The organism is Galbibacter orientalis DSM 19592 (assembly GCF_000260115.1).
Lineage (GTDB): Bacteria > Bacteroidota > Bacteroidia > Flavobacteriales > Flavobacteriaceae > Galbibacter > Galbibacter orientalis.
Map to the genome: position 1 here is coordinate 372,253 of NZ_JH651379.1, position 14,815 is coordinate 387,067.

Here is a 14,815-nt window from a genome sequence, read left to right on the forward strand (position 1 = left end):
CTTTTAAGAATTTTGCTTGTGCTGCACTCGATTTGAGTTCATTACATCTTGAATTTCCTCTGCATCATAGTAGATAATGCCCCCAACTTTTGTGTATGGCAACGTTCCATTGATGCGAAGATTCTGTAATGTACCTGGACTGACTTGAAGCAAGTCCATTACCTCGGAAGATTTTAAATATTTCTTGAGTTTTCCAGTTGCTTGTTTAGATAGAAGATTCTTGATGTCATCGAGCAATTCCATTTTAAATTCTCGAAGGTCGTCGGTGGTAATAATATTTGCTGGCATAATAGAACGGTTTTAAAGAAAGGGACTATCGTATCGATTTCAACTAATTTGATAGTCCCTGACCTGATTTGACTTTCGTTCTACAAATTTGGGATGGTTTATTGGATTTTAATCCCAAGTTGTACCCAAGTAGGGTGTTTTTATTTGCTCATTTTCAATGGTTTAAATTGGTTTGATTTAGAGGTGTCACTTTAAATCATCTATGCCAAATGATAATAGATAAAATTAATTTTATTTTTTCACAAGTAAGACCCAACTTGGGAAGAAATTTAACATTTTTAAAAATGAAAATATCAACCGTCCGTTTCTTCCATTCGCCTTAAAAGTGTTGCTTTTAGTCTATCAATAAACTTGGTTTGGTCGATTTTCCGTTCTCTTATTTCGAGAAAAGTTCTATAAACGTTACCAAGATTAAGTTCAAAAATATCTTCACAAGCTGAAGCCATTTCTTTAATACCAGCTGTACCGCTTTTTATCGCTCCAGAAGCCTGTAAGGCATAAATCAATTCAATCAGGTCAGTTTTTGAAGCCGTCCAGCCAAGGCGCTCACCATTGGCTAAAGTGTTTAGTTTATTTGAAATACCGTAGGACTGATCTCTTAAATAACTTAATTCCTGAACGTAGTGATTTATTAAGAGGTCATAGGCCATAATTTTAGCAATTGCGTTATCGTGACTTGTAGAAAATTCAGCATCAGTATAGAAATGGGAAGTGTCCGAAACCAGACTAATTTTATCTTTACCTCTTATAAAGTAAAATTCATCTAAAACCGTAGATTCCTCCCGGTAATATTTAATAAAGTCGATATTCCGGCGGTTACTTTCTTGAAGTTTTTGAATTTCTTCGTCTATAAAGATCTGTTGAGATTGAATCGTTCCCGCCGGGCGATTAATCAAAAAATTATACAGTTTAGCATAGAATTTCAACCTGCTATAAACATACGGCTTGTGCTTTTTGAAAAATGTTATTTCATTTTCTTTATTTTTGAATTTATTATCTCTAATACATAGCCGAAGTTTTTGTAAATATTTCCTTGAGATTGTAATTCCCTTTTCAACTACATTGAAATCATTAACGTTGGACTCCTCTATTTCTAATATTTCATTTTTGAAATCTTCTATTATTTTAAGTAAATCTTTTTCCAAATTTAATCTGGGTTTAAATGTTAATAAAATAAAACCCACATTATTGACAACTGTAATTTTGGGGTTTAAGAAATCGCATTTTGCATCTTAACATCGTTTCCAAAACGACTTAATACAAAACACCTAAATCATTTGGTGTCATAAAGAGAGACTAGTTAAAATACACGCTCTATAAATGTTACTTTATTACCATTATTAGGCTTTTTAATTCGTTAGGTTTATTATTACATTATATTCAAGCCTGTAAAAGTTTGAGGAACTCAACTCTACGCATCTCTTATTTGACTTGAATAGCCCTATTTCTATGATTGCTAACATAATACAACAGTAAAAGAAACCCTAACAAGACCACTTGTGCCATTAGAGTTTCATTTGTAGGATACACGCCCAACCAATCTATCTTAAGGGAAATAGGGAAACTAGTGACTGATACCCAGCCTGCCTCTTGGACAGCGTGAACCCCTTTTCCAATTAATATTATCGCAAGTAAGGTTATTACCCAAGCCGAATATCTAAAAAGTTGCCTTACCGGAATTCTTTTGGAATATTTTACAAAAATCACTGCAAGCAATGCTATCAGTCCAAAAGCAGCAATCACGCCCAAACCTATGGAAGACCCATCACCAGTTTTGGTCTCTAAGCTAATGGCCTGTAAGAAAAGGATGGATTCAAAGGCTTCCCTAAATACAACCATAAAGGAAAATACGGCCAATCCAAACATTTTTTCCCCTCTTAGTTGTTTGCCTATCTTTTTTTCTATAAATTCTTTCCACTTTTTTGAATGGGAATGATTATGCAGCCAAAACCCAACAAATGCCAGCACTATTACCGCTACTAAAGAAATCAATCCCTCCATAATCTCACGGTTCTTACCACTAATACCGATTATCCAATCTGACAGGAACCATCCTGCGATACCTGTTAGAATGGCCATAATCCACCCGCCGTGTACATACGGGAGTGCTTTTTTAGTGCCGGAAGTTTTTATTAAAGCCAGGATCAGGGCAATGATAAGGAATGCTTCAAGCCCCTCGCGCAACATAATAGATGCTGCCAAGAAAAAGGAAAGCCAATAGTTGAGCTTCGTATCCCTCATCAATTGGTCCGCACGGTCTATCATTGATACCGCATCAGCGATTTCAGCTTGTACCGTGGAGATACTTTTAGAGCTCTCTATAGCTTGTCTAACCGCCATCATTTGCTGCTCTAGTTGTGAGGTGAATTCTGGGTCGTTGGCTTTCAATCGTACTTCTACCGGTTCAATACCTTCGAGATATGCATTCAGGGCATTTTGACGTGCCGATTTTTTATTGCCCGCCTTATAATCTAACAGAACAGCGTTCAGGTAATTTCTGGCAACAACAAGACTATTGTCGGTCGAGGCCTTTTCGAGAGAAAAAATTCTTAGAGCTTTCAATTTTTTATAAGTAACGGAATCTTCGTAGCCCAACTTTTGAATCAATTCCTTATCGGATAGAGTAGCCACATCTTTTAAGGAAACTTCATTAGAGATTTTGTTAAATATTTCCTTTAGCCCAAGCGAATCTGCAGAAGAGGCATTAAACCTCAGGGATTTGATATAAAAGGAAAGATCCCATACTTCTTTATCGCTCAACATACCGAAACTTTGCATTGCAGTTCCTTCTACACCAAGTTTGATGGTGTTATAAGCCTGAAAGGGGGAAACCTCACGCATAAGGGTATCGATTAAGAAATTGGTAGGCGCCGGATTTAGGCCCATAGCTAGTTTGCCCTGTCCATTACCGCTTGCTCCGTGACATTGAATGCAATTGGTCAGGAATAGTTTCTTTCCATTATCAATATTTGGCCAATTAGGTGGGCTAATTTCAAATTCCGTAAAATTGATAATAGCCCACTTGACCTTTGAAGTGACCTCTTTTATTTTTTGATGGGAAACCTTGTTTAGTACATATGCTCTCAAATCAATCAAGTCGCTCTGTATCTGGTTTGCCTGCGTTAAGGAGAGCTCCAGATTTTGGCTTAGTGAGAGTATGGTTTCACTAAATTCCTTCATTTCAAGGTATTCACCTTCGTTAACTATAACACCATCTTTAACCGCTGCTGGATAATCTTTTGATAGATAATCCAATAAATGTATAATGGTCTGAATATTCGAGTCATCTTTGACCGTGCCGGCATAGATGTTCGAGCTTAATAAGGCAATGAAGCTTATTAGAAAAATACTTATATAACGCCTGTGTTGTAACATAAAAAAATTATTATAAAAATCATTAATATTATTTAGACTAAATAAATATAAAGATACGCTTTAAAACAAATCCTTTCGCAAAAGGTGCGGTCAATATATCAATACTGAGTTACTTTATTAAGTAATCAATCTTATATGATATGGAGATTCTTAAAACATTATGCACCTAATTTTAAATCTTTTAACCAAGGCACCAATTTTCAGATTTTATCCATATACCAAATCTTTTATAAAGAAATGAAACAAGAGAAGGGCTGCGATAAAAATTCCAATTAGGGCCATAATTGCCCATAACTTGTCTCTTTTGGTTATTTTACTCTTAGACCTTTTCTCCCTTCTTCTTATTCTTCTGTTTAATGACATAATTTGATTTCGAGTAATCAAGACACTTTTCAACTGGCAATAGGGACAATCCCTGAACCTTAAAAAATTTCAATTATTAAGAGGAAGGCGATGTCATCTATATAAATGAACTAGTTAAACACTATATTTTCAACTCCCCACAGTATTAGATAAATTAAAAATCCTTTGAATAGTATCAATCCGAAAAAAGCAGGTAAAAAAAGTAGAAAATGGCATCGAAAAAATAAATTATAAGTACTATAGAAAAGATTCCGACAAGTGCTAGGATGCCGTACAATCTGTCTTTTGTTGTCATAGTACTTTTTAGGGATTTTTCATTCCTTTTTCTTTGCCTTCTATTTCTACGATTTTGAGACATTTTATTCTTTATATGCTTCTTCCAATTTTAAATTAGTCCCATTTCATTTTCTGTAGTCGAATGGCATTGAGTATGGCAAGGAAGGCTACTCCAACATCTGCAAAAACTGCTTCCCACATTGTAGCCATCCCCATTGCGCCCAAAATCATAACAATGATTTTTACACCGAAAGCCAAACCAATATTCTGCCAGACAATGCGTCTTGTAGACCGGCCTATTTTTATTGCCCTTGCTATTTTAGAGGGTTGGTCGGTCTGGATAATGACATCCGCCGTTTCAATGGCCACATCGCTGCCCAAACCACCCATTGCAATGCCTACATCACTTATTGCCAAAACCGGGGCATCGTTAATGCCATCGCCAATAAAGGCAATCTTGCTGTCCGGGCGTTTTTTTAAAGTTTCCACTTCATTCAATTTATCTTCCGGTAAAAGCCCTCCTTTTGCCCAATCGATTCCCATTTCGTTTGCCACTTGCTGTGTAATTGAATCCTTGTCGCCCGAAAGCATTATAAGTTGTCGAATTCCTGCTTGACGTATTTGTTCAATGGCTTCGTGCGCATCTTCCTTCAGTTCATCGGCTATGGTTACATAACCTGCAAATTTTCCATCAATGGCTACCATTACAATGGATTCAACAATAGCGTCCGTTTCTGATGGAACTTCAATACCGTTTGAGGTCATCAAAGCTTTGTTACCTACAAGTACTGTTTTTCCGTTGACCATCCCTTTCAAGCCCTTTCCGGCTACTTCCGAAACATCGGTCGCCTCATAATCCGAACCGTCCGCTTTATATTCCAATATCGCCTTCGCAATGGGATGTGTGGATTGTTCTTCCATCGCCATCAGGTACTTCATAAACGTTGCCTTTTCTAATGTTATGGGTTTAATTTCCTTTATTTTAAAGACCCCGTGGGTAACGGTTCCGGTTTTGTCCATTACTATCGTATTCACTTGGGTCATTGCATCCAAAAAAGATGCGCCCTTGAAAAGTATACCGTTACGGGATGCGGCACCCAATCCACCGAAATAACCTAGGGGAATGGAAATGACCAATGCACAGGGACAAGAAATTACCAGAAAAATCAAGGCTCGGTATAACCAATCCTGAAACACGTAATCGTCCACAAAAAAATAAGGTAAAAACGTTAAGCATACCGCTAAAAAAACTACGATAGGAGTATAGATGCGTGCAAATTTCCTTATAAACAGTTCCGTCTTTGATTTTCTTGCGGTAGCATTTTGTACCATATCGAGAATACGGGCAATGGAACTGTCCTTGAATTCTTTGGTGGTTTCCACTTCTATAACACCTTCTAGATTGATGCTCCCGGCAAAAACCTTGTCTCCTTTGGCAATGGTGTCGGGTTTGCTTTCCCCCGTAATCGCTGCGGTATTGACCGATGCTTTTTCGGATAGTAATTTGCCATCTAAAGGAATCTTTTCGCCTACGCGCACTTGTATTTTTTCTCCAATTTCCACGGTCTCGGGATTGACGGAAACATAATCGCCGTTTCGATACACCACGGCCTCATTAGGGCGTACATCAAGCAGCGCCTTTATATTACCCTTTGCTCGTTTTACAGCTGCGTTTTGGAAGAGCTCACCTACGGCATAGAAAAGCATTACCGCAACGCCTTCAGGGTATTCCCCAATGGCGAACGCCCCCAGGGTTGCGATGGACATTAGGAAAAATTCGGTAAAGAAATCACCGTCCTTGATACTTTCCCATCCCTCTTTTATAACAGGAAAACCAACGGGGATGTAGGCTACCGCATACCAAACGATTCGCACCCAACTTTTAAAAAATGGGAAGGCGTCAAAATAATCAACCGCAATACCTACTATAAGCAATACAAAACTGAAGATGGAAGGGATATATTCCTTAATACTCAGTTGTGCTGAAACCTTATTTTCAATTGATGTATCGTTGAGGTCTCTTAAATTTAGTTTTTTCTTTTTCATATATGTTTTATTTTAAAATAGTTTTAGAACAAAAAATACCATTATTAATAGATAGACGATATAGGCTGCATCGAAAACGAATATCTGCCATCTGCTAAAACCGTGAAGTTCCTTGCTTTGATGGACAAAAAGGGAATACAAAAGCGGCATCAGCCCAACGAAGGCAAGGTTCGCCCAGAACAACTGAAAATCTTCGATAGGGGTGGTTACCAGTGCCAATGGGAAAAAGGCTACCGTCATCGTAACCGCATTATCTGCGATAACACTGGTGGTGCCTGCCGTTACTTCGCCTCCTTTCACCACGCTCCAGGTCTTGAATATTTCAGGCGCGGTGGTCATTATACCCGTGATGAACAATCCGCCAACGATTTCAGAAATATTCAGGGTCGAAACAATATTTTCAGTGGCCTTTACAATAAAAAAAGCTCCTACCGCTATCGCCAAGGCTCCTGCAACAGATAACCAAATCTGTTTTTTGTCCCATTCTACATTTTTGCCCTTTTTCCGGCCTTTTATGATGGCGTGGGCCAAGAAAACTGCGTAGGCAGCGAGCATAATCCACCCATCCACAGGCTGAAGTCCTCGCCAGGCTTTGGGCAAAGTCAAAAGAGCGACAAGGGCGATAATCCCCAGATAAGGCAGGGAAAGGACAGAAATAGATCGTTTATTCAGCACAAGAATATTTTTATCGAGGTGTTTTTGATGTTTCTCATTGTTCTTGAATCGTTTCCGTGAAGCGAAATACGCTATGGTAACCATTAACGGAATGGAAATGATATTTGAGCCCAATAGATTACCTAGACCAATATCGGATACGCCCCGGGCTGCACTGGTAACGTTTACAGCTACCTCGGGGCTAGCGGTTACAATGGCAAGGAATGCTGCACCTGCTGAAGCGGTCAGGCCCCATTGTTTGCGGAGCATCTTTAAAGGCGTCAAGAGTTGGTCCGCACCCCAGTGTGCCGCCCAAGCTGCTACCCCCAATACTAATATCCATAACCAGACGTCCATTAATAATTGTTGTTTATTATTGTTCTGTTACCATCGGTATATTTCAACTTTTTCATATTCGATCTTTTCTGGACCTTTCGTTGTTTGTTTTGAAAGATCAGGAGCAAAATCACTCCCGTGCTAATCCAAACATCTGCGGTATTAAATACAGGGTCGAAAAAAGTAAATTCATTGCCTCCCCATAATGGCAGCCATTCCGGAAGCCTTGTATCTATAATTGGAAAGAACCACATATCGACTACATTACCATTTAAGAATCCGGCATAACCACCGCCCGAGGGGAATATTTCTGCAATGTTGCGAAGTGCGGGATCACTTTTTTCAAAGATCAGTCCGTAAAATGCACCGTCAATCAAATTACCCAATGCACCTGCGTATATAAATGCTGCACAGATTACAAAAACCTTTGCATATCCTTCACGTATCATCTTTTTGATATAAAAAGTCCCCCAAACAATGGCGGCCAGCCGAAATAGGATCAAAACAAGCTTGGCCAGATATCCCTCCCCAAACTTAAAGCCCCAGGCCATTCCGGGATTTTCCAAAAAATGCAAGCGAAACCAATCCAGGCCAAATACGTAGTACTCCTCACCATAATAAAAATGGGTCTTCACATAAATCTTTATGGTCTGGTCTATTGCCAACAACAGTAAAATCAATAATGCTACACTACTTTTATTCATAATTTCCTATTGTTTCCCAACGTCTTGTGCAACATATATTTGCATTATTTAGATAATTTTAAAATTCTTATGGCGCCCCGCATTACAAACGTGAAGACGATGCCGCCAATCACCAAATCGGGCCATTTGCTATTCAGAAAATAGACCAGTACCCCTGCCACTATAACCCCACCGTTTACAATAATATCATTGGACGTAAAAATGGCACTGGCCTGCATATGCGCCTCCTTACTTTTAGCCTTGTTTATCAACCAAAGCGAAATAAGATTCCCCAGTAGGGCAAAAATTGAAACAATGATCATCCATTGGAACAAAGGTGTTTCTGTATCGCTGAAAAACCTTCGCAAGACCTCTGCAAACCCAAGTGTTGCCAATGCCATCTGAAAGTATCCGCTGAATTTTGCCACCTTCTTTTTTCTTGAAATGGCACCACCTACTGCGAATAGGCTCAACGCATATACGATGGAATCTGCCAGCATATCCAAGGAATCCGCCACAAGTCCCATAGAAGAGGAAATCCAACCTGTGGTCATTTCGATAACGAAAAATCCAAAGTTGATGCCCAAGACCCACCAAAGGATTCTTTTTTGTTTGGATTGGTCTTCCATTACGGGTGTTTCGGCTTCTGTGGTTCCCTCAAAGGAATCCCCAAGTTTTAAGCTGGCTATAGACGTTTGTATTGCTTTAACACCGTCCACGTGATATATTTCTAATTTTCTATTGGGAATATCAAAATCCAAGTGTTTTACTTGAGCATAAGACTCCAACTTCATTCGAATCATCTGCTCTTCTGAAGGGCAGTCCATTTTAGTTATTATAAAAGTGCTTTTTTTCATTATTATTTGTTACTAGATAATTTTATTTAATGATTCTTTTTGCTTTATTGGAAGCGCTAATTTTTTAATTTTTTGTTACGAATCCGTATTTTTAATCATATCCCTAATGTATGTCTCGGCTTGGCCAATGGTGTTTAATTTTTCTGCCTCATTATCTGGAATGGCTATATTGAACTCGTTTTCAAACTCTAGCATCAATTCGACCATATCCAACATATCCGCACCAAGGTCTTTCGTAAAATTCGCTTCCGGTCTTATTTGATTCGGATGTATTCCAAATTTATTGACCAAGAGCTTGTTGAATCTTATTTTAAATTCGTCCATCTGTACTTCATTTATTTATGCGATTCTATATATCTTTCCAAGAGTGACTTCAGGCTATCTAAATAGTCCACGAACGAGTTAACGGAAATCTCGGGTGTTTCGCAATCAGGGATTGTAATAGGGTTTTCATCAAGATATTGGTATAGTTCGGGGTATTCCTGCTCAATTCTCAATGTCAATTCGTTAATTTCCTTGGTCAATCGCTGAAGCTTCTTCATCTCTTTTATTCTTTATTGTGCCGGTTATTGTAAATATTAAATATGCAATGCCCTGTCTTCTGTAGCGGCCAGACAAGCTTCCTTAAAGGTCTCGGAAAATGTGGGGTGCCCGTGTGACATTCTTGCAATGTCTTCGGCAGCTGCCCGAAATTCCATCGCTACCACCGCTTCGGTGTAGCTGTCTGCAATGCGAGGGCCTATCATATGCACGCCCAATATCTCATCGGTCTGCTTATCTGCGATTACCTTGATAAAACCATCCGTATCCATACTTATCTTCGCCCGTGCGTTTGCCTTATAGGGAAAAGAGCCTGTTTTTATACTTTTATTGGCCTTCTTCAGTTCTTCTTCCGTCAAGCCTACTCCGGCCACCTCAGGCTGGGTGTACACGATATTTGGGATGAGCGAGTAATTGATATGGGGCTTTTGGCCAACAATCCGTTCGGCTACGAAAACGCCCTCTTCACTGGCTTTATGGGCAAGCATTGCCCCTCGGATTACATCCCCTATGGCATACACACCCTTGATGTTGGTTTCGAGGTTCTCATCTACCGCTATCTGTCCTTTCTCATTGGTTTCCACTCCTATATTTTCAAGCCCTAAATTGGCGGTGTATGGTTTTCGACCAATGGCCATAAGGCAGTAATCGCCATCTAAACTCATTTCTTCTTTACCGGAAAGATTTTCCGCTTTCAATTCTACTTTGCCATCAGTTGCCGTTGCATAGGTTACCTTATGTTCCAAATAAAAATCAATTCCCTGTTTTCTTAGGGAACGGTGCAATTGATGTCCCAGTGCGCCATCCATAGTGGCAATGAGGCTATCAAAATATTCTACTATAGAAACCTTTGAACCCAGGCGGGCGAATACGGAACCTATCTCAACACCGATAACGCCTCCGCCAACGACTATTAAATGCTTGGGGATTTCCCGTAGCGCAAGGGCCTCGGTAGAAGAGATGATACGGTTTTTGTCGATTTTAATATTGGGTAATGAAGCGGGTTTGGACCCTGTGGCAATGATGATTTTATCGGTTGCTATGGTTTCCGTTTTATCTTCGCCCTTAATTTCAATCGTGTCTTTGTCCTTGATGGTTCCGTGGCCTTCATAAACGGTAACCTTGTTCTTTTTCATCAGATAATCAACACCATTGATGATTTCCTGTACCACATCCTGAACCCTTTGGTTCATTTTCAGGATATCGACATTGGCTTCTTTAACATCAATCCCAAATTTTTCGAATTGATGCTTGAGTTTGTAATAATGCTCAGAGGCTTCCAACCAGGCTTTTGACGGGATACAGCCCACGTTTAGACAGGTACCGCCCAACGTGCTGTACCTTTCAACAATGGCCACTTTTAGACCCAATTGGGCGCAACGGATGGCACTTACATACCCGCCCGGGCCAGACCCTATAATTGTTACATCATATTTTTCCATATTCGTAAATTTTTTAATTAAATAAGGTGGGGGAAACCTTAAGCTGACCAGTGGGCGCAAGGGTTCAGTTTTAAGGTACTCCCACCTATTATTTTTTACTACAATTTTTACATACCCCTTTTAATACCAGGTTCACATCGTTTATTTCATAATCGTCCGGCAAGTTTTGTTTCGATATTCTATCCGGCAAGCAAATAGTTTTTCCGCAAACGGTACAATGAAAATGCATATGTAAATCTGTACCGTATTTACCTTTGGCCTTTTTATCGGAAATTGCAAATTTTGCCACTCCTGTCCCATCATTAATCTGATGAATTAGCCCTTTATCTTCAAAAGTTTTTAGGTTTCGATAAAAGGTAGTTCTGTTTGCCGTTTTGTTTTTTTCGCTTTTAGCGATAAAGACTTTTTGCATTTCGTTTAAACTTACTGCATAGGTCTTCCTATTGAGGTATTTGTGAATTTTCAACCTCATTTCAGTAGGGCGTATCCCTTTGGACAATAATGTTTTTTCTGTTTTTGTTGTCATTAAAGTCATTCAAAAATCAATTATATTCCAAGCGGTGCAACACTATGTATAGTCATCTTTTATTCAATTTTAAAATTGCGCATCATCCCCATATCTTCGTGTTCCAGATTATGGCAATGGTATAAAAAGAGGCCTTTAAAATCTTCAAAGCGCATAATTAGTTTAACACTCATACCTGGCATTAACAGAACCGTATCCTGCCAACCCTCATCTATAAATCCATCCTTAACTGAATTCCAAATCCTGCTGTCAACCCCGGAAACGTCCCTTTCCAGAATATTAAATTGCAAATGATGAATATGAAAAGGGTGCGGCATCTGCATTCCCCCGCCCATCATTCCTCTGTCTCTATCCATTTCTCCACGGTTACGCATCCAACCTCTTTCTCCCATCATATCGTCATTGCCCATCATTCTACCACCTCTGTTCACGATTTCCCAAACCTCGGTCGTATTGAGCTTTACGGTTTCTTCTTCGGTAACCCCCGTCATTTCCCAAGTCCGGCCATTGATAGTCCATTGCATTCGCCTCATAAAAAAACGGAACGTCCTTGGGTTGTTCCTATTAACAGCAGTGGCGGGATCGAGTTTGTTGAATTCGGCCAGCCGTTGTGGAAGCTCAAAGTCGTTGCTCCCTGTTTTATCGATATTGATTTTTAATATTTCATAAGTGCTGCCCAAAGGAAGGTTGTTTCGACCCCTGCCTATCATTCCGCCCATCATCCCCATCATCCCAGGAGAGAACGACAAACTCTTCATAATCATTTGAGAGCCTTGAGGCCTGTTCTTTAAATCGAGCCATACATCAATTCTTTCTGCAACGCCCAACATTACATAAGGTTTAGATTTAGGACTATCGAGTAAACTACCATCCTTGCCTATAATAACAAGTGGGGTGCCGTCTTCCCAAGCTAGTTTATAAAAACGTGAATTGGAACCGTTTAGAAAGCGTAGTCTATAGGCACACCCACTTTTAAGTGAAAGTTTCATATCCGGATTTCCATTGATAAGGATACGGTTGCCCAAAAAACCATTCATCCTATCCATACGTCCACGGTTTAGATATACCAATTGATTATTGTTATCAAACTGGCGATCTTGCAGTACAACAGGAACATCGTATTCTCCTGATGGCAATTTTAATCGTTGTTCTTCATCGTCCGTAACTACAAAAAGCCCTGCAAGACCATTATAAACCTGTGGCCCAGTACGTCCGTGTGGATGTGGGTGGAACCAATAGGTGCCGGCACGGTTCATTATTTCAAATTCATACACATAAGTTTCACCATTAGCTATTACATCTTTAGGATGACCGTCATCTTCCTCTGGAACGTGCATACCGTGCCAATGAACAATACTTTCCTCAGGTAATTGATTCTTGAAACGAACCCTTATTTTCTGTCCTTTTCGCACCCTTATTATAGGTCCCAAATAGCTCTTCCCTAATTTTTGTACTGTTGTTTTGTCTCCGTCAAGAACGTTTCCTTCAAACATCCAAACCTTGGTTGTATTTCCATGAAACAATTGAATATCTGTTTCTTTGGCTGTCAATTCGAAATCTAAATCTGCTTGAAAATCGGGATTGATGGTATTTTTATTTTCTGAAGCAAAACCATTACAGGAATTCAACAATGGCCAGGTAATAACAACAGTTGCTCCAAGGCTACCAAGCTTGATGAAGTTCCTTCTATCTATTTTGTTCTTTTCCATAATTTTCCGATTTCTAATTAACAATTTGCCCAAAGCGTCAGGTTTATTCGATTAGTTTAAGTCACTGCTTTTCATTTTTATCTTCATCATTCTCCTCCATTTTACATTGGCACTTTCCATCTTCATTTTTACACTCACATTCACACTTCATCTCTTTTTCTTTTTTCATCGTAGCCATTCTTTCCTTCATCTTTTTTGACATTGTAGTGTCCTTTTCCATTTTCATCATCATTTTTTTCTTCATCTTTTTGGACATCGTGGTGTCCTTTTCCATCATCTTCATCATTTTTTCCATCATTTCCATTCTCATCTCTGGATTATTGATAATGGCCGTCATAACCTGTTCCCTTTTTTCAGGGTTCTTCAAAATTTTGTCTGTGTTTTGTGCACTGCTCTGAAAGCCTATCATAAAAGCCACCAAAACCATTAGAATACCTGCATTTTTAATCTGTTTCATAATATCTGTTTTTAAATGTTGATTAATTTTCTGTTTAAGCCTCAATCCATTTTTTGGCAGTAACGGAATCCTTACTATCAAAATATCTGATATGTGCCCTAGAAAAGGGCATTAAGAGCTTAGTGAGTTCTTCTTGATATTTAAAAGAACCTACAATCGCAACCTTCTCAAGGTGTTTCTCTTTTTCAAGGTTCTGAAAATAATCTTTCTCAAACACCTCTGGTGTGCAGCCCTGGCAATCCTTTATTTCAAAATAACAACGGACATCTTTAGCAGAATTTATTTGTCTGTTCAGCTCTAAAAAAAAGTTCTCACAGTCATTGAGGTCAAGCATACCTTTAGCAATAAGGAAGAGGGTATTGTTTTTATGAGTTATAGTCATCATTTTATTTTTTTTAAATTATAATACCTTAAATTCATCGTGAATCTGCACTTTCATTGCCACACTTAACGCATATCCCTTGTACGATCAAATTGATGTTTTCTGCCTTAAAACCTTGGGGTAAGTTGATTTGGGGTATTTTATGGTCTGTGAGACAAATTGTTTCATCACATTTATTACAGTGAAAATGCAAATGAAGGTCATTGCCAACTTCGCATTGACAATCTTCATCACAAAGGGCATATTTTACAAAGCCAGTACCGTCTTCGATGGCGTGTACCAATTTGTTTTCCTCAAATGTTTTCATAGTACGAAATAGGGTGCTACGCTCTGAACTTTTGAAATGTTTTTCGAGTTCTCCCAAACTTATTGCTACCTCCATTTTTGATAAATGTTTGTAGGTTAACAAGCGCATAGCAGTAGGTTTAACGCCCTTTTCTTCCAGTTTTTTTACTATGTCTTCCATTTTACATCGGGTTTTATAAGTCGTACCTCTTGAGAGATTCACCAGTTTTGATTTTAAAGGCATCGTCTATACTGGTTATATAAATTATTCCGTCCCCCTTTTCCGGAGATTTACCGTTTTCGGTTATAATATCTATAGCCTTTTGTGCCTCTTCGTTCTGGCAGACGAGTTCCAGTTTTACCACAGGACTGTCAGTTACGTGAAAATCGAGGGACGGTCTTGCACCTTTTGCCTTAAATGCACCGGTACCTTCTGCCTGAGACAGGGTCATACTTTTAAATCCGTTATCCGATAGAGCCTCAATGACCCTTTGTATTCTGTTCGGTTTTACAAATGCTTTTATTTCTTTCATAATTATTTATTTTTAATTGATTTTGAACCGAGCCTGTTTTTTAATTTTTAACTAACTAATTAA

The 14,815-nt window shown here is 39.0% G+C and carries 15 protein-coding genes; all 15 read right to left on the reverse strand.

The window, feature by feature from the left end; all coding sequences use genetic code 11:
- Positions 1-3: 3 nt before the first annotated feature.
- The 15 genes from JOOMADRAFT_RS01810 to JOOMADRAFT_RS01880 all read right to left on the reverse strand — a co-directional run bounded on the left by JOOMADRAFT_RS01810 (position 4) and on the right by JOOMADRAFT_RS01880 (position 14,752).
- Positions 4-288, reverse strand: a complete 285-nt coding sequence (locus tag JOOMADRAFT_RS01810) for a helix-turn-helix domain-containing protein (RefSeq protein ID WP_008610945.1) — start codon at positions 286-288, stop codon at positions 4-6.
- A 293-nt stretch (positions 289-581) separates the two neighbouring features.
- Positions 582-1,433, reverse strand: a complete 852-nt coding sequence (locus JOOMADRAFT_RS01815; RefSeq protein ID WP_008610946.1) for an RteC domain-containing protein — start codon at positions 1,431-1,433, stop codon at positions 582-584.
- A gap of 277 nt (positions 1,434-1,710) precedes the next feature.
- A complete protein-coding gene (locus JOOMADRAFT_RS01820; RefSeq protein WP_008610947.1) occupies positions 1,711-3,663 on the reverse strand; it encodes an FTR1 family protein in 1,953 nt (650 codons plus the stop codon).
- A 753-nt stretch (positions 3,664-4,416) separates the two neighbouring features.
- Positions 4,417-6,348: a heavy metal translocating P-type ATPase gene (locus JOOMADRAFT_RS01825; RefSeq protein ID WP_008610948.1), complete on the reverse strand. Its 1,932-nt coding sequence runs from the start codon at positions 6,346-6,348 to the stop codon at positions 4,417-4,419.
- Positions 6,349-6,360: 12 nt separating this feature from the next.
- The gene (locus JOOMADRAFT_RS01830) at positions 6,361-7,359 is read right to left on the reverse strand and encodes a sodium:calcium antiporter (RefSeq protein ID WP_008610949.1); all 999 of its coding nucleotides are present in this window, start codon (positions 7,357-7,359) and stop codon (positions 6,361-6,363) included.
- Complete coding sequence (locus tag JOOMADRAFT_RS01835) at positions 7,359-8,042, reverse strand: lipoprotein signal peptidase (protein ID WP_008610950.1); 684 nt, start codon at positions 8,040-8,042, stop codon at positions 7,359-7,361. The genes JOOMADRAFT_RS01830 and JOOMADRAFT_RS01835 overlap by 1 nt, the downstream gene beginning before the upstream one ends.
- Before the next feature lie 44 nt (positions 8,043-8,086).
- Positions 8,087-8,878 (reverse strand): cation transporter, encoded by a 792-nt coding sequence (locus tag JOOMADRAFT_RS01840; RefSeq protein WP_008610951.1) that lies wholly within the window; start codon positions 8,876-8,878, stop codon positions 8,087-8,089.
- 75 nt (positions 8,879-8,953) lie between these two features.
- Positions 8,954-9,202, reverse strand: coding sequence for an acyl carrier protein (gene acpP, locus JOOMADRAFT_RS01845; RefSeq protein ID WP_008610952.1), 249 nt, complete (start codon positions 9,200-9,202; stop codon positions 8,954-8,956).
- 254 nt (positions 9,203-9,456) lie between these two features.
- Positions 9,457-10,860, reverse strand: a complete 1,404-nt coding sequence (gene lpdA / locus JOOMADRAFT_RS01850) for a dihydrolipoyl dehydrogenase (RefSeq protein WP_008610954.1) — start codon at positions 10,858-10,860, stop codon at positions 9,457-9,459.
- Positions 10,861-10,948: 88 nt separating this feature from the next.
- On the reverse strand, positions 10,949-11,395 hold the full coding sequence (locus JOOMADRAFT_RS01855; RefSeq protein ID WP_008610956.1) for a Fur family transcriptional regulator: 447 nt from the start codon (positions 11,393-11,395) through the stop codon (positions 10,949-10,951).
- Between the two features lie 50 nt (positions 11,396-11,445).
- Positions 11,446-13,128 (reverse strand): multicopper oxidase family protein, encoded by a 1,683-nt coding sequence (locus JOOMADRAFT_RS01860; RefSeq protein WP_008610957.1) that lies wholly within the window; start codon positions 13,126-13,128, stop codon positions 11,446-11,448.
- Positions 13,129-13,156: 28 nt separating this feature from the next.
- Positions 13,157-13,552: a hypothetical protein gene (locus tag JOOMADRAFT_RS01865; protein ID WP_008610959.1), complete on the reverse strand. Its 396-nt coding sequence runs from the start codon at positions 13,550-13,552 to the stop codon at positions 13,157-13,159.
- Between the two features lie 34 nt (positions 13,553-13,586).
- Complete coding sequence (locus JOOMADRAFT_RS01870; RefSeq protein WP_008610961.1) at positions 13,587-13,937, reverse strand: SpoIIAA family protein; 351 nt, start codon at positions 13,935-13,937, stop codon at positions 13,587-13,589.
- A 31-nt stretch (positions 13,938-13,968) separates the two neighbouring features.
- On the reverse strand, positions 13,969-14,400 hold the full coding sequence (locus tag JOOMADRAFT_RS01875; RefSeq protein ID WP_008610962.1) for a Fur family transcriptional regulator: 432 nt from the start codon (positions 14,398-14,400) through the stop codon (positions 13,969-13,971).
- A gap of 13 nt (positions 14,401-14,413) precedes the next feature.
- A complete protein-coding gene (locus JOOMADRAFT_RS01880) occupies positions 14,414-14,752 on the reverse strand; it encodes a P-II family nitrogen regulator (RefSeq protein WP_008610964.1) in 339 nt (112 codons plus the stop codon).
- Positions 14,753-14,815: the final 63 nt, after the last annotated feature.